Origin of the sequence: Modestobacter sp. VKM Ac-2979 (assembly GCF_026967995.1) — a bacterium.
Lineage (GTDB): Bacteria > Actinomycetota > Actinomycetes > Mycobacteriales > Geodermatophilaceae > Modestobacter.
The window spans coordinates 814,425-840,392 of sequence record NZ_JAPVBO010000002.1 but is presented as its reverse complement, the minus strand read 5'-3'; the positions used below and the strand labels follow the sequence as shown (position 1 = coordinate 840,392).

General features: G+C 75.1%; 27 protein-coding genes. 8 read left to right on the top strand and 19 right to left on the bottom strand.

Annotated features, from left to right (window positions below):
* Position 1: 1 nt before the first annotated feature.
* From nuoK to O2W15_RS08635, 13 genes are all read right to left on the bottom strand, one after another.
* Positions 2–301, bottom strand: coding sequence for an NADH-quinone oxidoreductase subunit NuoK (gene nuoK, locus O2W15_RS08695; RefSeq protein WP_036333187.1), 300 nt, complete (start codon positions 299–301; stop codon positions 2–4).
* Complete coding sequence (locus tag O2W15_RS08690) at positions 298–1,188, bottom strand: NADH-quinone oxidoreductase subunit J (protein WP_269179117.1); 891 nt, start codon at positions 1,186–1,188, stop codon at positions 298–300. Before O2W15_RS08690 ends, nuoK begins: the two co-directional genes overlap by 4 nt.
* Positions 1,185–1,853 carry an NADH-quinone oxidoreductase subunit NuoI gene (gene nuoI / locus O2W15_RS08685; RefSeq protein ID WP_269179116.1) on the bottom strand — a complete coding sequence of 223 codons (669 nt, stop codon included), beginning with the start codon at positions 1,851–1,853 and terminating at the stop codon, positions 1,185–1,187. Before nuoI ends, O2W15_RS08690 begins: the two co-directional genes overlap by 4 nt.
* On the bottom strand, positions 1,846–3,285 hold the full coding sequence (nuoH, locus tag O2W15_RS08680; RefSeq protein ID WP_269162903.1) for an NADH-quinone oxidoreductase subunit NuoH: 1,440 nt from the start codon (positions 3,283–3,285) through the stop codon (positions 1,846–1,848). Before nuoH ends, nuoI begins: the two co-directional genes overlap by 8 nt.
* On the bottom strand, positions 3,282–5,801 hold the full coding sequence (locus O2W15_RS08675) for an NADH-quinone oxidoreductase subunit G (protein WP_269179115.1): 2,520 nt from the start codon (positions 5,799–5,801) through the stop codon (positions 3,282–3,284). Before O2W15_RS08675 ends, nuoH begins: the two co-directional genes overlap by 4 nt.
* Positions 5,801–7,126 (bottom strand): NADH-quinone oxidoreductase subunit NuoF, encoded by a 1,326-nt coding sequence (gene nuoF, locus O2W15_RS08670; RefSeq protein WP_269179114.1) that lies wholly within the window; start codon positions 7,124–7,126, stop codon positions 5,801–5,803. Before nuoF ends, O2W15_RS08675 begins: the two co-directional genes overlap by 1 nt.
* A gap of 1 nt (position 7,127) precedes the next feature.
* Positions 7,128–8,132, bottom strand: coding sequence for an NADH-quinone oxidoreductase subunit NuoE (gene nuoE, locus O2W15_RS08665; protein WP_269179113.1), 1,005 nt, complete (start codon positions 8,130–8,132; stop codon positions 7,128–7,130).
* Positions 8,129–9,451, bottom strand: a complete 1,323-nt coding sequence (locus O2W15_RS08660; protein ID WP_269162899.1) for an NADH-quinone oxidoreductase subunit D — start codon at positions 9,449–9,451, stop codon at positions 8,129–8,131. Before O2W15_RS08660 ends, nuoE begins: the two co-directional genes overlap by 4 nt.
* Positions 9,448–10,167: an NADH-quinone oxidoreductase subunit C gene (locus O2W15_RS08655; RefSeq protein ID WP_269179112.1), complete on the bottom strand. Its 720-nt coding sequence runs from the start codon at positions 10,165–10,167 to the stop codon at positions 9,448–9,450. The genes O2W15_RS08660 and O2W15_RS08655 overlap by 4 nt, the downstream gene beginning before the upstream one ends.
* Entirely contained in the window at positions 10,164–10,832 is a 669-nt protein-coding gene (locus O2W15_RS08650; protein ID WP_036333175.1) for a NuoB/complex I 20 kDa subunit family protein, read from the bottom strand. The genes O2W15_RS08655 and O2W15_RS08650 overlap by 4 nt, the downstream gene beginning before the upstream one ends.
* Before the next feature lie 36 nt (positions 10,833–10,868).
* The gene (locus O2W15_RS08645) at positions 10,869–11,231 is read right to left on the bottom strand and encodes an NADH-quinone oxidoreductase subunit A (RefSeq protein ID WP_081975124.1); all 363 of its coding nucleotides are present in this window, start codon (positions 11,229–11,231) and stop codon (positions 10,869–10,871) included.
* A gap of 232 nt (positions 11,232–11,463) precedes the next feature.
* A complete protein-coding gene (locus tag O2W15_RS08640; RefSeq protein ID WP_269179111.1) occupies positions 11,464–11,676 on the bottom strand; it encodes a hypothetical protein in 213 nt (70 codons plus the stop codon).
* 168 nt (positions 11,677–11,844) lie between these two features.
* A complete protein-coding gene (locus tag O2W15_RS08635; protein WP_269179110.1) occupies positions 11,845–12,210 on the bottom strand; it encodes a hypothetical protein in 366 nt (121 codons plus the stop codon).
* Between the two features lie 139 nt (positions 12,211–12,349).
* Here O2W15_RS08635 and O2W15_RS08630 point away from each other — a divergent pair, with 139 nt between their 5' ends.
* The gene (locus O2W15_RS08630) at positions 12,350–13,228 is read left to right on the top strand and encodes an aminoglycoside phosphotransferase family protein (protein ID WP_269179109.1); all 879 of its coding nucleotides are present in this window, start codon (positions 12,350–12,352) and stop codon (positions 13,226–13,228) included.
* Here the strand turns inward: O2W15_RS08630 and O2W15_RS08625 are convergent.
* On the bottom strand, positions 13,225–13,941 hold the full coding sequence (locus O2W15_RS08625) for a demethylmenaquinone methyltransferase (RefSeq protein ID WP_269162894.1): 717 nt from the start codon (positions 13,939–13,941) through the stop codon (positions 13,225–13,227). The genes O2W15_RS08630 and O2W15_RS08625 overlap by 4 nt on opposite strands.
* A 38-nt stretch (positions 13,942–13,979) precedes the next feature.
* Between O2W15_RS08625 and O2W15_RS08620 the strand changes: the two genes are divergently transcribed.
* On the top strand, positions 13,980–15,254 hold the full coding sequence (locus O2W15_RS08620; RefSeq protein ID WP_269179108.1) for an isochorismate synthase: 1,275 nt from the start codon (positions 13,980–13,982) through the stop codon (positions 15,252–15,254).
* Positions 15,255–15,368: 114 nt separating this feature from the next.
* On the top strand, positions 15,369–18,083 hold the full coding sequence (locus O2W15_RS08615) for a putative bifunctional diguanylate cyclase/phosphodiesterase (protein ID WP_269179107.1): 2,715 nt from the start codon (positions 15,369–15,371) through the stop codon (positions 18,081–18,083).
* 12 nt (positions 18,084–18,095) lie between these two features.
* Here the strand turns inward: O2W15_RS08615 and menD are convergent, their stop codons facing one another.
* Positions 18,096–19,841, bottom strand: a complete 1,746-nt coding sequence (menD, locus tag O2W15_RS08610) for a 2-succinyl-5-enolpyruvyl-6-hydroxy-3-cyclohexene-1-carboxylic-acid synthase (RefSeq protein ID WP_269179106.1) — start codon at positions 19,839–19,841, stop codon at positions 18,096–18,098.
* Positions 19,838–20,800, bottom strand: a complete 963-nt coding sequence (locus O2W15_RS08605; protein WP_269179105.1) for an o-succinylbenzoate synthase — start codon at positions 20,798–20,800, stop codon at positions 19,838–19,840. The genes menD and O2W15_RS08605 overlap by 4 nt, the downstream gene beginning before the upstream one ends.
* A 126-nt stretch (positions 20,801–20,926) precedes the next feature.
* Here O2W15_RS08605 and O2W15_RS08600 point away from each other — a divergent pair, with 126 nt between their 5' ends.
* Genes O2W15_RS08600 through O2W15_RS08585 form a run of 4 tightly spaced genes read left to right on the top strand, consistent with a single transcriptional unit; the run spans position 20,927 to position 24,235 of the window.
* Positions 20,927–21,628 carry a CDP-alcohol phosphatidyltransferase family protein gene (locus tag O2W15_RS08600; protein WP_269179104.1) on the top strand — a complete coding sequence of 234 codons (702 nt, stop codon included), beginning with the start codon at positions 20,927–20,929 and terminating at the stop codon, positions 21,626–21,628.
* Entirely contained in the window at positions 21,621–22,178 is a 558-nt protein-coding gene (locus tag O2W15_RS08595; RefSeq protein ID WP_269179103.1) for a hypothetical protein, read from the top strand. Before O2W15_RS08600 ends, O2W15_RS08595 begins: the two co-directional genes overlap by 8 nt.
* Positions 22,179–22,205: 27 nt before the next feature.
* Entirely contained in the window at positions 22,206–23,366 is a 1,161-nt protein-coding gene (menE, locus tag O2W15_RS08590; RefSeq protein WP_269179102.1) for an o-succinylbenzoate--CoA ligase, read from the top strand.
* A complete protein-coding gene (locus tag O2W15_RS08585; RefSeq protein ID WP_269179101.1) occupies positions 23,366–24,235 on the top strand; it encodes a 1,4-dihydroxy-2-naphthoate polyprenyltransferase in 870 nt (289 codons plus the stop codon). The genes menE and O2W15_RS08585 overlap by 1 nt, the downstream gene beginning before the upstream one ends.
* A 52-nt stretch (positions 24,236–24,287) precedes the next feature.
* Here O2W15_RS08585 and O2W15_RS08580 read toward each other — a convergent pair whose 3' ends face one another.
* Positions 24,288–24,611 (bottom strand): DUF4229 domain-containing protein, encoded by a 324-nt coding sequence (locus O2W15_RS08580; RefSeq protein ID WP_269179100.1) that lies wholly within the window; start codon positions 24,609–24,611, stop codon positions 24,288–24,290.
* Positions 24,604–25,041, bottom strand: a complete 438-nt coding sequence (locus tag O2W15_RS08575; protein ID WP_269179138.1) for an Lrp/AsnC family transcriptional regulator — start codon at positions 25,039–25,041, stop codon at positions 24,604–24,606. The genes O2W15_RS08580 and O2W15_RS08575 overlap by 8 nt, the downstream gene beginning before the upstream one ends.
* A 130-nt stretch (positions 25,042–25,171) precedes the next feature.
* Here O2W15_RS08575 and O2W15_RS08570 point away from each other — a divergent pair, with 130 nt between their 5' ends.
* Complete coding sequence (locus tag O2W15_RS08570; protein ID WP_036333158.1) at positions 25,172–25,414, top strand: hypothetical protein; 243 nt, start codon at positions 25,172–25,174, stop codon at positions 25,412–25,414.
* An 88-nt stretch (positions 25,415–25,502) separates the two neighbouring features.
* Here O2W15_RS08570 and O2W15_RS08565 read toward each other — a convergent pair whose 3' ends face one another.
* The gene (locus O2W15_RS08565; RefSeq protein WP_269179099.1) at positions 25,503–25,886 is read right to left on the bottom strand and encodes a hypothetical protein; all 384 of its coding nucleotides are present in this window, start codon (positions 25,884–25,886) and stop codon (positions 25,503–25,505) included.
* Positions 25,887–25,968 lie beyond the last annotated feature (82 nt).

Sequence of the window (25,968 nt, the reverse complement as noted above, 5' to 3'; positions counted from 1 at the left end):
CTCAGTACTTCAGCAGGTTGACGTCGTCGACCGAGGCCGAGCGGCGGGTGCGGTAGATCGACATGATGATCGCCAGGCCGATGACCACCTCCGCGGCGGCGACGACCATCACGAACAGGGCGATGACCTGCCCCTCGACCGTCCCGGTGCTCCGGGCGAAGGTGATCAGCGTGAGGTTCACCGAGTTGAGCATCAGCTCGATGCACATGAACACGACGATCGCGTTGCGCCGGACCAGGACGCCGACCGCGCCGATGGTGAACAGGATCGCGGCCAGCACCAGGTAGTTCGTGATGGTCATCGGGGCGCGCCCTCTCCGCTGCCGGGGACCGGGCCGGTGGTGCCGCCGCCGATCGTGCCGAGCGCCGCGTCGGTGCCCCCGGCGTGCGGCAGCCCCTCCCGCTCGATCCCGACGCTGCCGGTGCGCGGCATCTCGTCGACCCGCACGGGCTCGACCCCGGTCGCGAAGCTGCTCGGCGCGAGACCGCCGTCGGGCAGCCGGCCGGGCGCGGCGATGGAGTTGGCCCGCGCGTAGACGCCGGGCCCGGGCAGCGTCTGCGGCCGGTCAGTGAGGAACCGGGCGCGGGAGCGCTCCTTCTGGCTGCGCAGGACGCCGGGCTCCCGTTCGGCGTGGGTGAGCATCAGCGCACCCACCGCGGCCACGATGAGCAGCGCACCGGTGACCTCGAAGGCCAGCACGAAGCGCCCGTAGAGCACGGCGGCGATCGCCTCGACGTTGCCGGCAGCCGGCCCGCCCTCGGTGCCCTGCACCGCCGTCAGACCGATCACCGGCAGGTCCTCGGCGCCCCGCGCGACACCGGCACCCACCAGCCCGGCGAAGCCGATGCCCAGGACGATCGCCGCCACCCGCTGCCCACGCAGCGTCTCGACCACCGAGTCCGACGTCTCTCGGCCGACCAGCATGAGCACGAACAGGAACAGGATCATGATCGCGCCGGTGTAGACGATGATCTGCGCCGCACCGAGGAACGGCGCCTCCTGGACGACGTAGAACACGCCCAGGCTGAGCATGGTGGCGACCAGCCACAGCGCGGAGTGGACGGCGTTGCGGGACAGCACCATCCCCAGCGCACCGGCCAGGGCGACCGGGGCCAGCACCCAGAAGACGATGGTCTCCCCGGTGCCGATGACCACCCCGGTGTCCGCAGCGGCGGCCAGCACGCTCATGCCCGCTCCCCGACCACCGGCTCGGCGGCCGACCCGGGCTGCGGCGCCCGCACGTAGTAGTCCTGCTCGCTCTCGCCCAGCCGCATCGGGTGCGGCGGCTGCTCCATCCCGGGCAGCAGCGGGGCCATCAGCTGCTCCTTGGTGTAGATCAGCGCCTGGCGGTCGTCGTCGGCGAGCTCGAAGTCGTTGCTCATCGTCAGCGACCGGGTGGGGCAGGCCTCGATGCACAGCCCGCAGAAGATGCAGCGCAGGTAGTTGATCTGGTAGACGGCGCCGTAGCGCTCACCCGGGGAGAAGCGGGCGTCCTCGGTGTTGTCCCCGCCCTCGACGTAGATGGCGTCGGCCGGGCAGGCCCAGGCGCAGAGCTCGCAGCCCACGCACTTCTCCAGGCCGTCGGGGTGCCGGTTGAGCACGTGCCGGCCGTGGTAGCGCGGCTTGGTCTGCTTCGGGACCTCCGGGTACTCCTCGGTGGTCACCTTCTTGAACATCGTGGCGAAGGTGACCCCGAACCCCTGGGCTGGCCCGGGCAGCCAGCTGGACCGCTTGCCGGGGGCCGTGCTGGCCGGCGCCGCGGAGGACTGCCGGGCGATGGCCGTGCCCTCCCGCCGGGCCGGGCTGGCGCCGGACGTCGGCTCGGTGGGGGGCGGCGGGGTGGGCTCAGACATCGTCGGTCTCCTCAGGCGTGGTCGAGCTGCTGCGCCGGCCGGTGCCGACCACGGTCCCGGCGCTGACGGACTCCCGGCTGCGCAGCCGCGGGGAGGGCGGGACGACCAGGTCCATCGGGGGCACCGGGAACCCGCCGGCAGCCCGGTCCCGGCCCCGGGCGTCCAGCACCTGCGGCTCGGCCGGTGCCGGCCCGCCGGCGGCGGCCTCGCGGGCGGCGACCCGGGTGTCCCGGTTGCGCATCCGGGAGGCCAGCAGCAGCCCACCCAGCAGCACCAGCGCGATCGGCACCCCGACGAAGACCGCCATCTCGCCGGCGTCCACGTCGGTCTCCCGGGCGACGGCGCGCAGCGTCGCGACGACGAGGATCCAGACCAGGCCGACCGGGACGAGCACCTTCCAGCCGAAGCTCATGAACTGGTCGTAGCGGAGCCGGGGCAGCGTGCCGCGCAACCAGACGAAGACGAACAGCGCGACGACGACCTTGGCGAAGAACCACAGCAGCGGCCACCAGCCGGTGTTGGCGCCGTCCCAGATCGAGATCGGCCAGGGCGCCCGCCAGCCGCCGAGGAAGAGCGTGGCGGCCAGCGCGGAGACGGTGACGATGTTGATGTACTCGGCCAGGAAGAACAGGGCGAACTTCAGCGACGAGTACTCGGTGTGGAAGCCGCCGACCAGCTCGCTCTCGGCCTCGGGGAGGTCGAACGGCGCCCGGTTGGTCTCGCCCACCACGGCGATGGCGTAGATGACGAAGGACACCGGCAGCAGGACGGCGAACCAGCTGGGCCCGGTGAACTCGAGGCCGAAGAGGGACAGCTCGGTGCCGTCAGCCTGGGCGGCGACGATCTCCGAGGTCGACATCGAGCCGGCGTAGAGGAACACCGCGACGATCGACAGGCCCATCGCGATCTCGTAGCTGATCATCTGGGCCGCGCTGCGCAGCGAGCCGAGCAGCGGGTAGGTCGACCCGGAGGCCCAGCCGCCGAGCACGATGCCGTAGACGCCCATCGCCGAGCAGGCGAGCACGATGAGCACCCCGATCGGGGAGTCGACGAGCTGCAACGGCGTGCGCTCGCCGAAGATGCTGACCGTCGGGCCGAGCGGGATGACCGAGAACGCCAGGAACGCCGGGATGGTGGCGATGACCGGCGCCAGGAAGTACACCGGCTTGTCGGCCAGCGCCGGCATGATGTCCTCCTTGAACGCCAGCTTCAGGCCGTCGGCGAGGCTCTGCAGGTAGCCGCGCGGCCCGACCCGGTTGGGGCCGATCCGCTGCTGCATCCGGGCGACGACCTTGCGCTCGAAGACGATGGCGAACAGCGTCATCAGCACCAGCACCCCGAAGATGCCGACGATCTTGATGAGCACGATCCACCAGACGTCGTTCCCGAAGTCCACCAGCGTCGGCTGGTCGGCGGCGGCGAAGACGGTCACTCCTGGGCTCCCCGCAGGCTCGAGACGGACGTCGCGCCGGCCGGGGTGGGCGGCGGACCCGCCAGCCGGACGACGGAGCCGGGGCCGGCGCCCAGTTGGGCGCGGACCTCGCTGCCCGGCGAGCGCATCGGCAGCCAGACCACCCCGTCGGGCATCTCGACCAGCTGCACCGGCAGCGTGACCGCCCCGGCCGGGCCGGTGACGGTGAGCGGGTCGCCGTCGGCCAGGCCGAGACGGCGGGCGGCGTCCTTGCCCAGCCGGGCGACCGGGGGCCGGGCGGTGCCGGCCAGCGCCGGCTCCTCCCGCTGCAGCGTCCCGACGTCGACCAGCTGCCGCCAGGAGGCGAGCACCGCCTCGTCGTCGGCCAGCTCCGGCAACGGTGCCGGGGCGACGTCGGCTCCGGTGCCGGCGGGTGCCTGCGCGGCGCCGCCGAGGGCGGTCAGCTGGGCGCGGACCTCGGTCACCGAGCCCACCCGCAGGTCGACGCCCAGGTGCTCGGCCAGGCCCTGCAGCACGCGGCCGTCGGTGAGCTGACCGGTGCCGTGCAGGGTCGCGTCGAAGGGACGGACCCGTCCCTCCCAGTCCAGGTAGCTGCCGGCCTTCTCCGGGGCGGCGGCGACCGGCAGGACGACGTCGGCGTGCGCGGTGACCGCGGTCGGGAACAGCTCCAGGCTGACCACGAACCGGGCCGCCTGCAGCGCCCGCTCGGCCAGCACCGGGTCGGGCAGGTCGGCGGGGTCGACGCCCCCGACGAGCAGCCCGGACAGGGCGCCGTCCCGGGCGGCGGTGAGGATGCCGGTGAGGTCGCGTCCCGGCGTCGCCGGCACGTCGGCTCCCCATCGCTGGGCGACGGCGGCCCGGTCGGCGGCGCTGGCCACGGTGCGGCCGCCCGGGAGCAGGGTCGGCAGCGCGCCCACCTCGACCGCACCCCGCTCCCCCGCCCGGCGCGGCACCCAGCCGATCCGGGCGCCGGTCTCGGCGGCGAGGGCGCTGACCGCGGAGAAGCCGCCGGGCAGCTCGGCCAGCCGCTCCCCGGCCAGGATGACCGCGCCCGGGCGGAACAGCGCGACGGCCGCGTCGGCCAGCACGCCGTCCACCGGGTTGGCGGCCAGGTCGCGGAGCAGCTGGGCCTCCTGGCCCGGGACCGTCGGCAACACGGTGGCCTGCAGCTTCTCCGCGGCCCGGGTGCCGAAGGGGGCGACGTCGAACACCTGCAGGCCCGCCGTCCGGACCGTCCGGCGCAGCCGCAGGAAGACGATCGGCGACTCCTCCTCCGGCTCGAAGCCGACCAGCAGCACCGTCGGTGCGGTGCTCAGGTCGTCGTAGCTGACCGCGCCGGCCCCGGGAGCGGTGCCGGCGACGTGCGTGGCCAGGAAGTCCAGCTCCTCGGCGGAGTGCGCGCGGGCCCGGGCGTCGACGTCGTTGGTGCCCAGCGCGACGCGGGCGAAGGCGGCGTAGGCGTAGGCGTCCTCGACGGTCAACCGGCCACCGGGCAGCACCCCGACCCCGCCGGCCGCGCGCGCCGCCCGCAGCCCCTCGGCCGCGGCGGCCCAGGCCTCCGGCCACGAGGCCGGCTGCAGCTCACCGTCCCGGCGGACCAGCGGCGTCATCAGCCGCTCGTTGCTGCTGGCGTAGCGGAAGGCGTAGCGGCCCTTGTCGCAGTTCCACTCCTGGTTGACCGCCGGGTCCTCCCCGGCCAGCCGCCGGGTCACCGTGCCGCGCCGGTAGTCGGTGCGCTGGGCGCAGCCGCTGGCGCAGTGCTCGCAGACGCTGGGCTCGCTGCGCAGGTCGAACGGGCGGGCGCGGAAGCGGTAGGTGGCGCTGGTCAGCGCGCCGACCGGGCAGATCTGCGTGGTGTTGCCGGAGAAGTAGGACTCGAACGGCTCGTCCTCGTAGATCGCCACCTGCTCCAGCGCGCCGCGCTCGAACAGCTCGATGAACGGGTCGCCGGCCACCTGCTGGCTGAACCGGGTGCAGCGGGCGCAGAGCACGCAGCGCTCGCGGTCCAGCAGCACCTGGGTGCTGATCGGCAGCGGCTTGGGGTAGGTGCGCTTGGTCTCGACGAACCGGGACTCGGCGCGCCCGTTGCTCATCGCCTGGTTCTGCAGCGGGCACTCCCCGCCCTTGTCGCAGACCGGGCAGTCCAGCGGGTGGTTGACCAGCAGCAGCTCCATCGTGCCCTGCTGGGCCTTGTCCGCGACCGGGCTGGTGAGCTGGGTCTGCACCACCATGTCCGGGGCCACCGGGGTGGTGCAGGAGGCGACCGGCTTGCGCTGCCCCTCGACCTCCACCAGGCACTGCCGGCAGGCGCCGATCGGGTCCAGCAGCGGGTGGTCGCAGAACCGCGGGATCTGCACGCCGATCTGCTCGGCGGCCCGGATGATCAGCGTGCCCTTCGGCACGGCGACCGGGAAGCCGTCGATGGTGCAGTGCACGGCGTCCGGTGGGGTGTGCGGGCCGGGCGCGCCAGGCGGCACCGCCGGTGCGGGCTCGGGGGTGGTCGGGGTGAGGGTCATCAGGCTGCTCCAACCGGCTCGAGCCGCAGCGAACGACCGAGGCGGGCCTGCTCCTCGGCCGGCAGCAGCGCGACGTAGTCGTCCTTGAAGTACTTCAGCGAGCTGGCGATGCAGCTGGTCGCACCGTCGCCGAGGGCGCAGAACGAGCGGCCCAGGATGTTGTCGCAGGTGTCGGTGAGCAGGTCGAGGTCGGCGGCCCGGCCCTGCCCGTGCACCAGCCGCTCCAGGATCTGGACCAGCCAGTAGGTGCCCTCCCGGCAAGGAGTGCACTTGCCGCAGCTCTCGTGCGCGTAGAACTCGGTGAACCGCAGGGTCGCCTCGACGATCGAGTCGGTCTCGTCGAACACCATCAGCGCGGTGGTGCCCAGCATCGAGCCGGCCGCGGCGACCGAGTCGAAGTCCAGCGGCACGTCGAGGTGCTCGGCGGTGAAGTAGGGCGTCGAGGAGCCCCCCGGCGTCCAGAACTTCAGCTCGTGACCGGGCCGGACGCCGCCGGCCATGGCCAGCAGCTCGCGCATCGTCGTCCCCATCGGGGCCTCGTACTGGCCCGGGTGCACCACGCGGCCGGACAGCGAGTAGATCTTCGGGCCGGGCGACTTCTCCGGGCCCATGCTCTTGAACCACTCGGCGCCGCCGCGGACCACGTACGGCACGCTGGCCAGCGTCTCCACGTTGTTGATCACCGTCGGGGAGCCGTAGAGGCCGGCGACGGCGGGGAACGGCGGCTTGAGCCGGGGCTGCCCGCGGTAGCCCTCCAGGGAGTCCAGCAGCGCGGTCTCCTCGCCGCAGATGTAGGCCCCGGCGCCGGCGTGCACCACCAGCTCGAGGTCGTAGCCCGTGCCCAGCACGTCGCTGCCGAGGTAGCCGGCGGCGTAGGCCTCCTGCACGGCGGCCATCAGCCGGCGATGGGCGTGCACCGCCTCACCACGGACGTAGATGACGGCGAAGTGCGAGCGGATCGCGTACGCGGTGATGATCACGCCCTCCACCAGGGAGTGCGGGTCGGCCATCATCAGCGGGAGGTCCTTGCAGGTGCCCGGCTCGCCCTCGTCGGCGTTGACCACCAGGTACTTGGGCGCCGCGGCTGGGCCGGTGGGCTCCTCCCCCGGCTTGGGCTGGGGGATGAAGGACCACTTCATCCCGGTGGGGAAACCGGCGCCGCCGCGACCGCGCAGGCCGGAGTCCTTGACCAGCGCGACGACGTCGTCCGGCGCCATCTCCAGGGCCGAGCGGAGCGCGCGGTAGCCGTCGAGGCGTTCGTAGGTGTCCAGCGCCCAGGAGCGGGGCGCGTCGAAGCGGGCGGTGAGGACGGGGGTCAGCGGCATGTCAGGTCTCCCGCTCGATCGAGCTGTTCTGCCCGGCGCCCGAGCTGGTGGGCGGGGTGTCGGTGCCCTCGCGGCCGCGCTCGGCCGGCTGGCGGCCGGCGGGCTCGGGGGTGTCCGGGTGGTGCTGCGCCGCCCCGGCACGCTCGGCCGGGGTGTCGGCGGAGGCGACGGCGGTGTCGGCGGCCTGCTCGGACGCCGTCTCGCCCGGCCCGCCCGCGGGCTCGACGTCCGGCTCGGGCGCCTGCTCGGGCTGGGCGTCGCCCATCGGCGGCGCGGTCTCGCCGCGCTCGGCGGCCAGCCGCACGCCGACCAGCGTCGGCACACCGGCCGACGGGGCGTCGATCGCCGCCCGCTCGGCCTCGAGGTCGGCGTGCTGGGAGAAGCCGGCCAGCTGGCGGGAGACGCCGCGGAAGTCGGTCAGCGGCGCCCCGCGGGTGGGTGGCGGCTTCTCCCCCATCCGCAGCGCGGTGACCAGCGCCCGGGCCGACTCGACGTCCTGCTGGTCGTAGAACTCGTAGTCGACGGTGACCACCGGCGCGTAGTCGCAGGCGGCCAGGCACTCGGCGTGCTCCAGGGTGACCGAGCCGTCGGCGGCGGTCTGGTCGTGGCCCACGCCGAGGTCGGCGGAGATCGCGTCGTAGATCTGCTGCCCGCCGAGGACGGCGCAGAGCGTGTTGGTGCAGACGCTGACCAGGTGCTCACCGGTCGGGTGCCGCTTGTACATCGTGTAAAAGGTCGCGACCGCGCCCACCTCGGCCTTGGTCAGCCCGAGCAGCCGGGCGCAGAACCCCACGCCCTCGGGCGAGACGTAGCCCTGTACCGACTGGACCAGGTGCAGCATCGGCAGCAGCGCCGACCGCTCCTGCGGGTAGCGGGCCATCAGCTCGCGGGCCTCGGCCTCGGTCTGCTCGGTCAGCGGCGGCAGGTCCGGGGCGGCCGGCTCGACCGGGCTGGAGTCCAGCCCGGTGACCGCCGTCCCCTCGGGGGAACCAGGCAACACGCTCATCGGTCGACGCCTCCCATCACGGGGTCGATCGAGGCGATCGCGGCGATGACGTCGGCGATCATGCCGCCCTCGCTCATCGCCGCGGTGGCCTGCAGGTTGACGAAGCTGGGGTCCCGGACGTGCACCCGGAACGGGCGGGTGCCGCCGTCGCTGACCACGTGGTAGCCGAGCTCGCCGCGGGGGGACTCGATGGCCGTGTAGACCTGGCCGGCCGGCACCCGGAAGCCCTCGGTGACCAGCTTGAAGTGGTGGATCAGGGCCTCCATCGACTGGCCCATGATGTGCCGGACGTGGTCCAGGGAGTTGCCCATCCCGTCGGCGCCCAGGGACAGCTGCGCCGGCCAGGCGATCTTCTTGTCCTCGACCATCACCGGCCCGGGCTCGAGCCGGTCCAGCGCCTGTCCGATGATCTTGATCGACTCGGTGATCTCGCCCATCCGCACCAGGTAGCGGCCCCACGCGTCGCACGTGTCCGCCGTCGGCACCTCGAAGTCGTAGGTCTCGTAGCCCAGGTACGGCTCGACCTTGCGCATGTCCCAGGGCAGCCCGGCCGCACGGAGGACCGGCCCGGTGACGCCGAGGGCCACGCAGCCGGTGAGGTCGAGGTAGCCGGTGTCCTTGAGCCGGCGCTGCCAGATCGGCTGGCCGGTGAGCAGCCGGTGGGTGCCGGCGACCCGCTCGGGGAGGACGGCGAGCAGCTCCCGCACGGACTCGACGGCACCCTCGGGGAGGTCCTGCGCCAGCCCGCCGGGGCGGACGTAGGCGTGGTTCATCCGCAGCCCGGTGATCTCCTCGAGCACGTCCAGCACCAGCTCCCGCTCCCGGAAGCCGTTGGTCATCCCGGTGAGCGCGCCCATCTCCATGCCGAAGGTGGCCAGTGCGACCAGGTGCGAGGCGATCCGATTGAGCTCCATGACCAGCACCCGGATGGTCTGCGCCCGCGGCGGTGCCTCGATGCCGAGCAGCTTCTCCACGGCCAGGCAGTAGCCGGTCTCGTTGAACAGCGGGGCCAGGTAGTCCATCCGCGTGACCAGGGTCGTGCCCTGGGTCCAGGTGCGGTACTCCGTCGTCTTCTCGATGCCGGTGTGCAGGTAGCCGATGACGACGCGGGCCTGGGTGACCGTCTCGCCCTCGAGGTCGAGGACCAGGCGGAGCACCCCGTGGGTCGAGGGGTGCTGCGGGCCCATGTTGACCACGAGCCGCTCGTCGCCCTGGGTGTCGGCGCCGAAGGTCTGGTCCCAGTCGCCGCCGGTGACCGTGTAGACCCGGCCCTCGGTGGTCTGCCGGGAGCCGGCGTAGGGGTCCTGGGTGGTGGTCATCGGTAGCTCCGGCGCTCGTCGGGGGGCGGGATCTGCGCGCCCTTGTACTCGACCGGGACGCCGCCGAGCGGGTAGTCCTTGCGCTGGGGGTGGCCCTCCCAGTCGTCGGGCATGAGGATCCGGGTCAGCGCCGGGTGGCCGTCGAAGACGACGCCGAACATGTCCCAGGCCTCGCGCTCGTGCCAGTCCGCGGTCGGGTAGACGGAGGTGACCGAGGGGACGTGCGGGTCCTCGGCGGTGACCGCCACCTCCAGCCGGATCCGCCGGCGGTAGGTCATCGAGGTCAGGTGGTACACGACGTGCAGCCGCGGCCGCTCCGGCGTCGCAGCCGGGCCGCCGCTGTCGGCGTAGTCGACGCCGGAGACGCTGCTGCACAGCTCGAAGCGCAGCGCCTCGTCGTCCCGCAGCGCCCGGACCAGGGTGAGCAGGTGCTCGCGGGCGACGAAGTACGTGATCTCGCCCCGATCGACCAGGACCCGGTGGACGGCGGCGGCGTAGGTGGCCTCACCGACCGCGTCGATCAGCGCGTCGGTGACCTCGTCGAACCAGCCGCCGTAGGGCCGGTCGGTGGAGTGCAGCGCGACGGCCCCGCCGGGCTCGACCCGGACCAGCCCACCGAAGCCGGAGGTGTCGCCGCTGCCGGTGACGCCGAAGGCGCCCTTGCGGAACCCCCCACCGGGCTCGGTCGCCGCGCCGAAGCCGGCCTCGTCGCTCATCGGTCCGCTCCGGGCAGGACGACGGCGTTGCCTCCGCGCTGCTCGATGGCGAACTGACCGGTGCGGCCCTCCGCGGCGGCCTGCTCGTAGGCGCGCCGCGCCGCCGGGTCGGCCCGGACACTGGAGGGCATCGCGAGGTGCAGCTCCGGCGCCGTCCCGTTGGCCCGGGCCTCGGCCTGCTCCCGGGCACGCTTGGCGCCCAGCGGCTGGTGCTGGATCTTGTGGTGCAGCTTGAGGATGGCGTCGGTGAGCATCTCCGGCCGCGGCGGGCAGCCGGGCAGGTACATGTCCACCGGGACGATGTGGTCGACGCCCTGCACGATCGCGTAGTTGTTGAACATGCCGCCGGAGCTGGCGCAGACGCCCATGGCGAGCACGTAGCGCGGCTCGGGCATCTGGTCGTAGATCTGCCGGAGGACCGGGGCCATCTTCTGGCTGACCCGCCCCGCGACGATCATCAGGTCGGCCTGGCGGGGGGAGGCGCGGAAGACCTCCATGCCGAAGCGGGCCAGGTCGTAGCGGCCGGCGCCGGAGGCCATCATCTCGATCGCACAGCAGGCCAGGCCGAAGGTGGCCGGCCACAGCGAGGACTTGCGGGTCCAGTTGACCAGCTTCTCCACGCTGGTCAGCAGGACGCCACTGGGGAGCTTCTCCTCCAGGCCCATGTCAGCGACCTCCGTCCGTGCTCGGTCCGGTGTGGGTCAGTCCCATTCCAGCCCCCCGCGGCGCCACTCGTAGACGAAGGCGATGAAGACGGTGCCGATGAAGACGGCCATCGCGGTGAGGCCCCACAGGCCCAGCGCGTCGTTGGCGACCGCCCATGGGTAGAGGAAGACGATCTCGATGTCGAAGACGATGAACAACATCGCGGTCAGGAAGTACTTGACCGGGATCCGTCCGCCGGTGAGCGGCTGGTCGACCGGCTCGATGCCGCACTCGTAGGCCTGCACCTTCGCGCTGTTGTAGCGGCGCGGGCCGATGAACGGGGCCGCGGTGACCGAGAAGAGCGCGAAGCCCGCGGCGAGCACGAAGAGCCCGACCAGGGGCACGTAGTTCGACAGCATCAGCCACCCCCGACCGGGGGCGTGCACGTCTTCGGGCGGGACACTGCGACGACCTCCCAGTGCTCGCGGACAGCGGACCGACGACTGTGAACTGGTTCACCGCCTGCTTGTGAACAAGTTCACAAGGTCGAGTGGTCAGAGCCTATGCCGAGGGGTGTCGGAACACCAGGACCCCCGGTGATCGAGTTCACACCGGGGGTCCTGACAGGCCGCGCAGAGCGCGGATCGGGGGTCACAGCGGCCCGGGGGCCGACGTGGGCGGCGGCGCGGTGGGGTCGGTCGGACCTGGTCCCGGGACCGGCGCCGGGGCCGGCGGGGAGATCGGGTCGGTCGGGGAGATCGGGTCGGTCGGGTCCGGTCCCGGGACGGGGTCCGGGGACGGCGGGGAGATCGGGTCGGTCAGCGACGGGGACGGCAGGGGCGCGGGGGTGGGCGGGATCGTCATGCCCGGAGCCTGCTCCTCCCGGGGCGGCCGGGGAGCACCGTCCGCTCCGGGAGAACGCGGTCATGCCCGAGCAGACCTCGCCGAGTGACGAGCTGCGCACGTCTCCGCCCGGCACGAGGCGTCGACAGCTAGACACTCGACGCCCGGTCCCGTGCGGCGCGGCAGCGGTCAGTCCCGCGCTGGGGTCGAGCGGTCCGGCCGTCTGTCGACCCACGAGACCATGGCGGCGACCAGCAGGAGGAGCGCGGGCACCAGGAGATAGAGCCCGCCACCCAGCAACGTGAGCAACGCCCACGCGACGGACACCACTCCGAGCGCAGCGACGACCGCAGGGGCCAGCACCGTCCCGCGAGCGCGTTCGACCCACAGGGCGAGAGCCGAGCAGACCACAGGTGGACCGAACAGCAGGAAGCCGAGCGAGCCGCTGGTCTCCCACACCCGGGGAGCCAGCCAGACCGCGAGGCCGAGGACGCCCACGAGCGAGACGACGACCAGTGCCCGGGCTCCCGGGGACGGGGCGGCTCGGTGGACCACCTCGTCACCTCCTCGATCGCGGTTGCGGCTCGACCGCCGCCCGCTGCACCTCATCCAACCCGCCCCGTACCGCCACCACGCCGCCACCGACGGACCCGCGGGAGGTGAACCGACGGCCGCAGCAGGGCAGGGTGCTCCCGTGACCACCCCGCGCATCGACGTCCCGCTCGTGCGCCGGCTGGTCGCGACCCAGTTCCCAGAGTGGGCCGGCCTGCCGGTCGTGCCGGTGGAGCCGGGCGGCTGGGACAACCGCACGTTCCGGCTCGGCGCGGAGCTGCTCGTCCGGCTGCCCAGTGCGGCGGCCTACGCCGTCCAGGTGGCCAAGGAGCAGGAGTGGCTCCCCCGCCTGGCGCCGCAGCTGCCGCTGCCGGTCCCCGTGCCGCTCGGCCAGGGCTCCCCCGGCGCGGGCTACCCGTGGCCGTGGTCGGTGTACCGCTGGCTGGACGGCACCGATGCGTCCGGGACGCCGGTCGACGACCTCAGCACGTTCGCCACCGACCTGGCCGGGTTCCTGACCGCCCTGCAACGGGTGGACACGGCCGGCGGGCCACCGGCCGGACCGCACAGCTGGTTCCGCGGCGCCCCGCTCGCCCACTACGCCGGCGAGACGCACGCAGCGATCGAGGCACTGGGCGGGTCGATCGACGGCGCCGCGGCCACCGCCGTCTGGGCGGCTGCCGCATCGACCTCCTGGGACCGGCCACCGCGGTGGTTCCACGGCGACGTCGCGGCCGGCAACCTGCTGGTGCGGGACGGCCGGCTGGCCGCCGTCCTGGACTTCGGCACCTGCGGGGTGGGGGACCCGGCGTGCGACCTCGTCATCGCCTGGACGCTCTTCACGGACCGGAGCCGGGCGGCCTTCCGGGCCGTCCTCGACCTGGACGACGGCACGTGGGCCCGGGCCCGCGGCTGGGCGCTGTGGAAGGCGCTCGTCGTGCGGGCCGGTCTCGCCGGGACGAACGCGGCCGAACAGCACCGCGCCGACGCCGTCCTGGCGGCCGTGCTGGCCGACGACTAGACCCGGGTGCCCCGGTGCAGCGCGACGACGCCGCCGGTCAGGTCGCGCCACGCGACGTCGGCCCAGCCGGCGCCCTGCAGCCACCGCGCCAGCTCCGGCTGCGGCGGCCACGCCCGGATGGACTCGGCCAGGTAGACGTAGGCCTCCGGGTTGCTGCTGACCGCCCGTGCGATCACCGGCAGCGCCCGCATCAGGTACTCGGTGTAGACGGTCCGGAACGGCGCGAGCGTGGGGCTGGAGAACTCGCAGACCACCAACGTGCCGCCGGGCCTGGTCACCCGGGAGAACTCGCGGAGCGCCGCCTGTGGGTCGGCCACGTTGCGCAGCCCGAAGGAGATGACGACGCCGTCGACGCTCTCGTCGGCCAGCGGCAGCGCCATCGCGTCCCCGGCCACCTTCGGCACCGGCCGGGACGCCCCGGCGCGCAGCATGCCCTGGGAGAAGTCGCAGGCGATCGCGTGCACTCCCCCGGCGGCGAGCTCGACGGTGGAGACCGCCGTCCCGGCCGCGACGTCGAGCACGGTCGCACCCGGCCGCGCACCCAGCGCCTCGCGGGTGGCCCGGCGCCAGCCGGCGTCCAGCCCGGCGGAGAGCACCGTGTTGGTCACGTCGTACCGGCCGGCGACCCGGTCGAACATCGCCGCGACCTCCGCCGGCCGCTTGTCCAGCCCGGCTCGCGTCCCCGCCGTCCCCGCTCGTTCCCCGGTCGCCACGACGGCGACGCTACCTGCGCCTCTCCTACCCTGGAGCGGTGACCACGGCAGCCGCACGCACCGCGACCAGCGCGGCAGCGGTCACCACCACCCCGCTGGGCGCCCGGCGCACGCCGCTGCTGACCCTGCTCCCCCGCGACGGCGCGCTGGCCTGGGTGCGCTGCGGCGAGGGCCTGATCGGGTGGGGCGAGGCGGCCCGGCTGGAGGTGTCCGGCCCCGGTGCGCTCACCGAGGCCGCCGACTGGTGGGCCCAACGCTGCGCCGGCACCGAGGTCCACGACCCGGTCGGCGTCCCCGGCTCCGGGCCGGTCCTCTTCGCCTCCGTGGCCTTCGACCCGGCGGCGGGGACGTCGGTCTTCGTCGTCCCCGAGGTGGTCGTGGGCCGCCGCGACGGGTGCACCTGGGTGACCGTCACCGGCGATGCGGACGACGAGGACCTCGCCGTCGTCGAGACCTCACCGCAGCACGCGGCCACCTCCATCGGCCGGCTCGCCTACGCCGACGGCGCCCTGGACCCGATGGCCTGGTGCGGTGCCGTCACCGCCGCGGTCGCCCGGATCGACGCCGGCGAGCTGGACAAGGTGGTGCTGGCCCGCGACCTGCTGGTCAGCGCCGACCGGCCGCTGGACCCCCGCCGGCTGCTGCTCCGCCTGGCCGAGCGGTTCCCGGACACCTGGACGTTCGCCGTCGACGGCCTGCTCGGCGCCACCCCCGAGCTGCTGCTGCGCCGGACCGGCCGCGAGCTGGACGCCCGGGTGCTGGCCGGTACCGCCCCGCGGGGCGCCGGCGCGGAGGACGACCGGCTGGCGGCGGGCCTGGAGACCTCGGTCAAGGACCACGCCGAGCACGCCTACGCCGTCGACTCCCTCGCCGACGCGCTGCGGCCGTTCGTCGACGAGCTCGTCGTCCCCGAGCGGCCCAGCGTGCTGACCCTGCCCAACGTCCGGCACCTGGCCAGCGACGTCCGCGGCCGCCAGCGGGACGACGACGCGACCGGGCTGCTGGAGCTGGTGGGTGCCGTGCACCCCACCGCCGCGGTCTGCGGCAGCCCGACCGCCACCGCTGCCCGCGTGATCGCCGAGCTCGAGGGGATGGACCGCGGCCGCTACGCCGGGCCCGTCGGCTGGCTGGACGCGCGCGGCGACGGGGAGTTCGGGCTGGCGCTGCGCTGCGCGCAGCTGACCGGGGCCGACGGCGGGCGGCAGGCCCGGTTGTTCGCCGGTTGTGGCATCGTCGCCGGCTCCGATCCGATCGCCGAGCTGGCCGAGACCCAGGCGAAGTTGGCCGCCTTCCAGGCCGCGCTCGAGGACTGAGCCCCTCCCCCCGAGGAGGGACCCCGCCGCGCGAGTGCCCTCCCTCAGGTCAAGACGGCACGCCCACGTTCCGAGACTGTTCGGTACAGGACACCGACAGGGGGACGACGGGACATGGACGGCAGGACGGCGAACGGCCGCGACCGCAGGGTCGCTGTCGCCTGGCTGTCGCTGGCCGCTGCCCTCGTCGTCCTGGTCGGGTCCACCGGCGGGACCACCGTCTCCTCGGTCGGCTACGCGGTCGGCACCCTCGGCGCCGCGGTCGCCGCCTGGCTGGGGGTGCGGCGGTGCCACCCGGGCCCGGCGGCCCGGTGGATCGCGGTCACCGTCTCACTCAACGCCCTCGGCGACCTGCTCTGGCAGGTGCAGGCCTGGCTGGCCGACGCCCCACCGGACGTCTCCGTGGCCGATGCCGCCTACCTGGCCTCCTACTGCTCCCTCGGGGCCGCCCTGCTGGTCTACGCCGGGGACGGCGACGCCCACCCGCGGGCCCGGTTCCACGCCCTGCTCGACGGCGCCGCCGTGCTGGTGATCGCCCTGCTCGTGGTCTGGCAGAGCTCGGTGCACTCGACCCTGACCGACGCCGACCTGCCGCTGGGCACCCGGGCCATCTGGGCCGCCTACCCGTTGCTGGACGCGGTGGTCATCGGCCTGGTGGTGCGCGGCATGGTCGTGCAGTCGCGGGTCGGGGTGCCGGCGCTGCTGCTCGGGCTCGGCTCCAGCGCCTGGCTGGCCTCGGACATGGCCTGGCTGCTGCTCGCCGCCCCCGACACGGTCGGCGGCTGGCTGGACGCCGGCTGGCTGATCGGCGCCGTCGCGTTCGCCACGCTGCCGTGGGCCGACCGACGGGACGCCGCACCCGGCCCGGCGGTGCCGCGCCGGACGGCCGGCACCGGACGCTGGCGGATGACCCTGGCCTTCCTGCCGCTGCTCGTGCCCGGCGCCTTCGAGCTCCGGGCCTGGGTCGCCGGCGAGGAGGTCGAACCGCTGCCCGGCCTGCTGGCCACCTCCACGCTGACCGTGCTGATGATCGTGCGCGCCCAGCGGCTGCTCGCCGACCAGAGCCGCGCCCGCGCCGAGGTCCACTCCCTGGCCCGGCGGTACGAGGCGCTGGCGATGACCTCCTCCGACGCGGTGGCCGTCGTCGACCGCGACGGGCGGCTGACCTCGGACTCCCGGTCACTGGCCGAGCTGCTCGGGCGCCCCGGGGGCGCCGGGCGGTCGCTGCCGCAGTTGCTCAGCGGCATCGGCATCGACCCCGCCGACGTGCTGACGGCCCTGGACCGCGCCCGGCTGGTGCCCGGTGAGCCGGTGGAGCTGGACCTGCGCGGGGACCACCCGACCGGGGGCACGGTGTGGCTGGGCGGTCGCGCCGTCGACCTGCGGCACGACCCCGACGTCGGCGGCATCGCCGTCAGCGTCTACGACATCACCCCTCGCAAGCTCGCCGAGCAGGAGCTGGCCCACCAGGCCTTCCACGACGGGCTCACCGGGCTGGCCAACCGGTCGCTGTTCCTGGACCACGCCGAGCAGGCGCTGCGCCGGGCCGGACGCACCGGCAGCCCGCCGATCGTGCTGTGCCTGGACCTGGACGGCTTCAAGGACGTCAACGACAGCCTCGGCCACCTGGCCGGGGACGACCTGCTCCGCACGGTCGCCGAGCGGCTGCAGGGCGTCGTCCGGGCGGCGGACACGGTGGCCCGGCTGGGCGGCGACGAGTTCGCCGTCCTCATCGACGACACCCGGGGCGGCCTGCCGGCCGCCGCCTCGCTGGCCGAGCGGCTGCTGCAGGTCCTCGACGAGCCGGTGCTGCTGCACGGCCACCGGGTGACCGTGGCCGCCAGCATCGGCATCGTCGCCGCCGAGCCCGACGCGACCCCGCTGTCGCTGTTCCGCGACGCCGACATCGCGATGTACCAGGCCAAGGCCGCCGGCCGTGCCCAGTGGGTGGTGTTCGACCCGGGCATGCGCACCGCGGCGCTGGAGCGGATCGAGCTGGAGCGGGAGCTGGGTGGGGCACTGGCCGCCGGCCAGCTGCGGCTGGTCTACCAGCCGGTCGTCGACCTGCAGACCGAGCGGGTGGTCGGCTTCGAGGCGCTGCTCCGCTGGCAGCACCCCACCCTCGGCGCGATCAGTCCGGACCGGTTCGTCCCGATCGCGGAGGACTCCGGGCACATCCTGCCGATCGGCCGCTGGGTGCTGGCCGAGGCCACCGCCACCGCCGCCCGCTGGCAGCGCGCCCACCCCCGGAGCACGCCGCTGTCCATGGCGGTCAACGTCTCCGCGCGGCAGCTGGCCGGCGGCACCCTGGTGGACCACGTCGCCGAGGCGCTGACCTCCAGCGGGATCACGCCGTCCTCGCTGGTCCTGGAGGTCACCGAGACGGCGCTGGTCACCGACCCGGACGCGGTGGCCGAACGGCTCCTGGAGCTGCGCGCGCTGGGCACCCGGCTGGCCCTGGACGACTTCGGCACCGGCTACTCCTCGCTGAGCTACCTGCGCCAGTTCGACGTCGACGTGCTCAAGATCGACCGCTCGTTCGTGAACCTGCTCGACGGCTCGGCCGACGACGCGGCGATCGTGCACGGGCTGGTCCAGCTGGGCCGCACGCTGCGGCTGGAGGTCGTCGCCGAGGGCGTGGAGACCGAGGTCCAGCGCGACCGGCTGCGCGCGGAGCGCTGCGACCTCGCCCAGGGCTGGCTGTTCGCCAAGCCGCTGGAGGCCGACGAGGCGGAGCTGCTGCTGCTCGCCGAGGCGTCCACGGCACCGGCGCTGCCCCGGCCGCGGCCGGCGACCAGCGCCGGCGACCTCCCCGTCGCCCAGGCCTGAACCGGCGCCGAGCTAGCTGAGGGCGGTGACGGCGGCCGCGCGCAGCCGGGTGGCCAGAGCCGCCTCGGCGGCGGCGTCGGTGCGGACGACGACCACCCGCGGCCCACCCGCGCCCAGCGCGGCCACCAGCTGCGCCGGGTCGCTGACCGCGGTCGCCGCCCAGCCGAGCGAGCGGGCCACCGCCACCAGGTCCCGGCCGTGCGGGGTGCCGAACACCCGCCGGTAGCTGGCCGCGTACTGCGGCTGCCCCGGCTCCAGCTGGGCGAAGATGCCGCCCCCGTCGTTGTCCGGGACGACGACGGTCAGGTCCGGCCGGGGCTCACCGGCCCCGGGCAGCAGCCCGGTCAGGTCGTGCAGGAACGTGAGGTCGCCCATCAGCGCGAACGCCGGCCCGCCACCGGCCCCCTGGTGCGCCAGCGCAGCCCCGACCGCCGTGGAGATCGTGCCGTCGATGCCGGCCACCCCCCGGTTGGCCAGCACGGTCACCCCGGGCCGCGGCACGGCCAGCCGGTCGACGTCGCGCACCGGCGTCGAGGAGCCCAGCACCAGCAGCGCGCCGGCCGGCAGCAGGGCCACCAGGTCCCGGGCCAGTCGGGCCGCGGTCAGCCCACGCCCGGACACGTCGTCCAGCTCTGCGTCGACCGCCGCCCCGACCAGCCGGCCGGCCTCGACCCACTGACCCGCCCACTCCCCGCCGCCCCGCGGCCCGGGGTCGCGCAGCGCCAGGCCCGGGTCGAGCTGGGCGCTGCCGACGACGCTGCTGCCCCGGCCCGGGTCGGCCCAGCGCGGCGTCGGCCCGTAGGTCTCCACGGTCACCGCCGGGTCGCCCAGCAGGGCGTTGACCGGCCGGGAGAGCGTGGGCCGGCCGACGACGACCACCCGGTCGGGCCGGTGTGCGGCCAGCCAGTCGGCGGCCCCCAGCAGCAGGGCCGGCCCGCGCACCGCCCCGCTCGCCCCCCAGGCCCCGCTGCTGGGCTCGGCCAGCACCGGCCAGCCGCGCTGGTCGGCGACGACGGCAGCGGCCCGACCGACCGCGGAGGGCGCGTCCCCGGCGACGAGCAGGGTGCGACCTCCGCCGGCCGGCTCGCCGCCGGTCAGCGGCGCGCTCCGCGTCCCGTCACCGGCCGAGGTGGTCCACGCAGCGCCGTCGGGGCGCCCGGCGAGATCACCCGAGAGCGGCGCCGGTCGCTCCCCGCCGTCGTCGGGCATGAGCGGCTCACGGAGGGACAGGTTCAGGTGCACCGGGCCGGGGTCGCCGGACAGCGCACCCCGGGCGACGAGCAGCGCCTTGGCGACGACCGACCGCCAGTACCTGTTCTGTGCTGCCTCGCGACCCGGTTCGGGCACCCCGACGTCCAGTGCCCAGCGCACCGCACCGCCGTAGAGGCCGACCTGGTCGATCGTCTGGTTCGCGCCGGTGGCGCGCAGCTCCGGCGGGCGGTCCGCGGTCAGCGCCAGCACGGGCACCCCGCTCTCGTGCGCCTCCAGCACCGCCGCGTGCAGGTGGGCGGTCGCCGTCCCGGAGGTGGTGAGCACCGGCACCGGCCGCCCGGCGGCCTTCGCCAGCCCGAGCGCGAGGAACGCCGCCGTCCGCTCGTCGATCCGGACGTGCAGGCGCAGCCGGCCCGCCGTCTCCGCGTCGGCCAGCGCCAGGGCGACCGGCGCGGAGCGGGAGCCGGGGGCGACCACCGCGTCGGTGACGCCGCCGCGGACCAGTTCGTCGACGAGCACCCGGGCGAAGGCGGTGGCCGGGTTCACCGGGCCGTCACCGCGGCCAGCCGGGCGCGCCAGCGCTGCTCGACCGCCGGGTCGGCCGCGGTCTCGGCCAGCCGGTCGGGCTCCGGGCGGCGCACCGGCAGCGCACCGTCGACCGGCAGCAGCGGGTCACCGGTGACGTCGTCGGTGAACAGCGCGACGGTGGCCAGGCCGCAGGCGAACGGCAGCTCCGGCAGCGCGGCGGCCAGCGCGACGCCGGCGGCGATCCCGACCGAGCTCTCCAGCGCCGAGGAGACCACGCACGGCAGCCCGTGCGCCTCGGCGACCGCCAGCGCCGCCCGCACCCCGCCCAGCGGCTGCACCTTCAGCACCACCACGTCGGCCGCCTCGCGCAGGTCGACCTCGCGGGGGTCGGCGGCGCGGCGGACCACCTCGTCGGCGGCCACCCGGACCTCGACCCGCCGGCGCACCGCCGCCAGCTCACCGATCGTGGCGCAGGGCTGCTCGGCGTACTCCAGGCCCACCCGGTCCAGCTCGCGCAACCGCGCGACCGCGGTGTCGACGTCCCAGGCGGCGTTGGCGTCCACCCGGATCGCCCCGGCCGGGCCGAGCGCGTCGCGCACCGCCTCCACCCGGGCCAGGTCGTCGGCGGCGGACTGACCGGGCTCGGCGACCTTCACCTTCGCGGTGCGGCACCCCGACGCCGTCACGATGGCGTGTGCCCGCTCCGGCTCCACGGCCGGCACCGTGACGTTGACCGGCACGCTGTCCCGCAGCGGGTCGGGCCAGCCGAGGACGGCGGCCTCGTGCGCCGCGGCCCACCAGCGGCGGCTCTCGGTGACGTCGTAGTCCCAGAACGGGGAGAACTCGCCCCAGCCGGCCGGGCCGTGCACCAGCACCCCGTCACGGACGTCGATGCCGCGGAACCGGGTGCGCATCGGCACCGACCAGACGTGCACCGCCAGGGCCGCCGCTGCGGCGTCGGGAGGGGCGGTGACCACGGCCGACAGCGTAGGCGGGCGGCCGGGACACCCGGGGGCGGTCCTGGTGCACGGGCCAACCGACCCCTAGCGTGCACTCCGCAGCGCCGCCGTGATCACGGCGCGCCCGAGACCCGGAGGTCCCCTGTGGCCCACTCGACGGCTCCAGGGACCGTCGCCGCCGACCGCACCCCCCGCCGTCCCGGGCTGCCGGTGCGGTGCGGCGTGCGCGGCTGCGCCTGCGAGGACCCCCGCCAGCTGCGCAACGCCGCGAACCTGGTCACCGTGGTGCGCACGCTGGCGTCGCTGGCGCTGGTGACCACCGCCGCCGTCCAGCACTCGTGGCCGTGGCTGCTCGCCGCCTACCTGACCTACTGGATCGGCGACTCCGCCGACGGCAACGTCGCCCGCTGGCGGGACCAGGAGACCCGCTTCGGTGCGGTGTTCGACGTGGTCTGCGACCGGATCAACTGCATCAGCTGCGCCCTGGTGCTGCTGATGTTCATCGACGCACCGTGGCCGGTGGCGGTGTTCCTCTTCCAGTTCGTCGTGGTCGACCTGCCGCTGACCCTGCTGCCGATGCGCTGGCCGGTGCTCTCGCCCAACTACTTCTATCTCGTCGACCGGCTGGCCTGGACGTTGAACTGGCACGTGGTCGCCAAGGTCACCAACACCACCCTGCTGGTGCTGCTGCTGGTGTTCGTGCCCGACCAGCGCGTGGCCCTGGTCGCCGCCTCGGTGGTGCTGGTGATCAAGGTCTGGTCGCTGGGCCGGGTGCTGCGGCTGCCCCGGCCGACCGACCCGGTGCACGTCCGGCAGCCGACCCCGGGCGCCGCCGCCCGTGCCTGACGCCGGCGCGATCGGGCTCATCGCCCTCGGCCTGGTGGTCGGCGCGGTCTCCGCGGTCACCCCGTTCCTGCCGGTGGAGGCCTACGTGATCGGCCTGGCGGTGACCCACTCCCCCACCGTGGCCGTCGCCGGCGCCGTCGCCGCGGCGATCGGCCAGACCACGGGCAAGGTGCTGCTGTTCTCCGCCGCCCGGGGCGCGACCAGCTCCCGCTGGCTGGAGCGGCTGCGGGAGCGGGGGGCGGCGGAGGCGGCCGCCATCGCCGCCGCCGAGGCGGCTGGGGAGCCACCCCCGGGCGGGCCGGTGAAGCGGGCGCTCCGGCCGGTTGGCCGCTGGCTGAGCCGGGTCAACGCCCGGGGCGTCGCGCTGCTGTCCGGCCGCTGGGGTCCGGGGGTGGTGCTGCTCAGCGGCTCGGTGGGCATCCCGCCGCTGCTGGCCATCGCCTTCTACGCCGGGACGTCGAAGATGAGCCTGCGGGCGTTCGTGGTGACCTGCCTGATCGGCCGCGCGATCCGGTTCGTCGTCCTGGCGCTGGTGCCCGACCTGTTCTGAGTGCGGGCCGCCGTAGCCTGACTCCTCGTGCACCGGCAGCTGACCCTCGTGGCCGCGCCGCCGCCGGAGGGGGCCGCGTCGGTGCTGTCCACCGTCTGGCCGGCGCTCCTCCGCAGCCTGGACGGCGACGGGCCGCTGGCCGTGCTGCCCGCCGGCACCGGGCCCGCCGACACCGCACGTGCGGTGCTCCGGCCGGACGAGCCGCTGGAGCCGGGCACCGACCTGGTCGTGGTCACCTCCGGGTCGACCGGTGCCGGCAAGGGCGTGCTGCTCTCCGCGGCGGCGCTCCGGGCCTCGGCGGCCGCCACCGCCGACCGGCTCGGCGGCCCCGGCAGCTGGCTGCTCGCCCTGCCGACCTCGGCGATCGGCGGGCTGCAGGTGCTGGTCCGCACCGCACTGGCCGGCCGGGAGCCCGTCGTCCTGGGCCGGGGCGAGTCACTGGCCACCGCCGCGGCCCGGCTGCCGGCCGGCGACCGCCGCCACGTCGCGCTGGTGCCCACCCAGCTGCGCCGGTACCTGGCCGACGAGCCGGCTGCGCTGGCGTCCTTCGACGGTGTGCTGATCGGCGGCGCCGCCACCGACCGCGCCCTGCTCGCGGCCGCCCGCCGCGCCGGGGTGCAGGTGCGCACCGCCTACGGCATGAGCGAGACCGCCAGCGGCTGCGTCTACGACGGCGTGCCGCTGGCGGGGGTCTCCGTGCGGGTGGCCGACGGGATCGAGCTGGCCGGCCCGGTGCTGGCGCACGGCTACCGGCTCGACCCGGCCGGGACGGCGGCCGCCTTCCGCGACGGCTGGTTCCGCACCCGGGACGCCGGCTCGCTGGACGACGCCGGCCGGCTCACCGTGCACGGCCGGCTGGACGACGTGGTGATCAGCGGCGGGGTCAACGTCTCCCCGCAGGCGGTCGAGGCGGTGCTGCGCGAGCACCCGTCGGTCACCGACGCCGTCGTCACCGGGCTCCCCGACCCCGAGTGGGGGCAGCGGGTGGTCGCCGCCGTCGTCGCCGCCCCCGGCACCACCCCGGACCTGGCTGAGCTGCGCCCCTGGGTCACCGCCCGGCTCGGCGCGGCCGCCGCCCCCCGCGAGCTGACGGTCGTCGACGCCGTGCCCACCCTGCACACCGGCAAGCCCGACCGCCGGGCCGTCGCACGCACGCTGATCACACGCACGCCGAGAGGAACCGACTGATGGCCACCCCCGCCCAGTGGCTGGCAGGCGCCCGACCCCGCACGCTGCCCGCCGCGCTCGCCCCTGTGCTCGTCGGCTCCGGCGCCGCGGCCGCGCTCGACGGCTTCCGGCTGGTGCCCGCGCTGCTCGCCCTGGCCGTCGCGCTCGCGCTGCAGGTGGCGGTCAACTACGCCAACGACTACTCCGACGGGAAGCGCGGCACCGACGCCGACCGGGTCGGCCCGATGCGGCTGGTCGGCTCCGGCGCGGCCACCCCGCACCAGGTGCTGGTCGCCGCGCTGGCGTCCTTCGCGGTGGCGGCGGTGGCCGGCCTGGCGCTCGCAGCGGTGTCCAGCTGGTGGCTGGTCGCCGTCGGCGCGGTGAGCATCCTGGCGGCCTGGACCTACACCGGCGGCCCGATCCCCTACGGCTACCGGGCGCTGGGCGAGGTCTTCGTCTTCGTCTTCTTCGGCCTGGTCGCCGTGGTCGGGACGACGTTCGCCCAGACCGAGACGCTGGACGGGCTGGCGTTCGCCGCCGCGGTGCCGATCGGGCTGCTCTCGACGGCGCTCCTGGTCGTCAACAACCTCCGCGACGTGCACGGGGACGCCGCCGTCGGCAAGCGGACGCTGGCGGTGCTGCTCGGCGAGGCCCGCACCCGGCTCTTCTACACCGGGCTGCTGGTCGTCGCCTTCGCCGTGATCGCCGGGATCGGCGTGGTCCGGCCCTGGGCGCTGCTCGGTCTGCTCGCCGCCCCGCTGGCGGTGCCGCCGGTGCGCACGGTGCTGGGCGGCGGCCGCGGGCCGGCGCTGATCGGCGCGCTCAAGGCCACCGGTCAGCTCACCCTGGTCACCGGCGTCCTGCTCGGCCTCGGCCTCGCCCTCAGCTGACGAAGGACCCTGCCGCCCCCCACCACTCGCCCGCTCGTGGCGGGGTCCTTCTTCAGGCGTCGTCGGCGGCGGTGCCGCGGAGCTCGGCGCGCAGCCGCTCCTTGCGCTCGTTGCGTGCCACCAGGGCACCGGTCAGCTGCTCGCGCACCCGGCCCAGCGCCAGGTAGGACACCGGCATCGCCAGCAGCACCCCGAACAGGAAGCCGGGGGTGCCGGGCAGCCCGAGCACCCACAGCAGCCCGATCAGCGCGGCGGCGATCGCCAGCCGCCCGAGGGTGTAGATCGCCAGCCACTTCGCGACACCACCCTGGCTCGGCGCCCTGCCGTCGGTGCCCCCGGGCACGGAGGCCCCGGCTGCCCTCATCTGCTCAGCCACGACGGCCCTCCCACTTGGTCGACAGCACCACGGTCGTCCGGGTGCGTGCGACGCCCCGGACCCTGTTCAACGCACTGATGGTGTCCTCCAGTGCCCGGATGTCGGGAACCCGCACCTTGAGCACGTACCCCTCGCTGCCGGCGACCCGCCAGCAGTCCTCCACCGACGACAGCTCCGCCAGTGCCTCTTCCAGGCCGGTGTCGTCGACCTGGTCGCTCTCGATCACCCCGACCAGGGCGGTGACGCCGAGCCCAACCGAGGCCGGGTCGACCAGCGCCTGGTAGCCGGTGATCACACCGGCGGCCTCCAGCTTGCCGACCCGCTCGTGCACCGAGGGGGCCGAGAGCCCGACCTGCCGGGCGAGCTCGGCGTAACTGGCCCGGCCGTTGGCCCGCAACAGGCTGATCAACTGCTCGTCGACCGCGTCGATGTCGCCCTCCGGCTCCTCGGGTGCGCGCCCGGCGGACCGCCGGCGCAGGGCCCGCCCCGGTCGGGCAGGAGATCACCGGGTCCGAGTATCGCCGCGGTCGTACATTGGTGGCGATGAGGGGGGTGGCCTGATGGTCTTCCTGGTGATGTTGGTGATCGCGGTGGCCGTGGTCGTGCTCGTGATGCGCGCCGCGTCGGCGCAGGACGGTGGCCGAGGAGGGTCGGGCGGCATCGGTCGCCCGGAGCGCCCGCCGCGTGGGCCCCGCCCACCGCGAGCGCAGCGGCCCACCCGGCCGGTGGCCCCGGACGACGACCCGGAGTTCCTGCGTGAGCTGGAGCGGCGGGCCCGTCGGGACGACGGCAGCCTGAACTGAGACCTGCGGGCCCGCTGGCCCGCTCCCGGACGCACCACGAGCCGTCAGCCCTCCGGGGCTGACGGCTCGTTGCGCCTGGGCGTCCTTCTCAGGCGGCGTTGCTGCCGGACGGCGCGGGAGAGGCGGCCGGGCTGACGCCGAGCCACCGGCGCCAGCCGAACCGCCGCCCGGCAGGTCGTCCGTCCCCGGCCGCCGGGGCCACGGGAGTCGCGGCCTCCGTGGTGGCGGACTCCGTCGTGTCGGCCGCGGGGTGCGTGGCGTCGTCGCGGTCCGGCCAGCCGAGGCCGGAGCCCTCGCCAGGCTCGCCGGGCCAGCCGAGGCCGCCGTCCGACTGGCTGTCGACCTGCTGACGGTCGGGGAGGCCGGGCGCGTGCCGGGGCGGGCCCGGCTCCACCGACGTCGTCCGCTGCCGCAGCGCGTCCGCGACGATCGGGTCGACGCGGGCACCGTTCCCCGCCGAGTGCCTACCCACGGTGGACTCGGCCGCGCTCAGTCATGCGGTCAGGATGCACGGTCCAGCCCCCGGAGCGCATCTCTCCGGGGGCTGCGCGGTC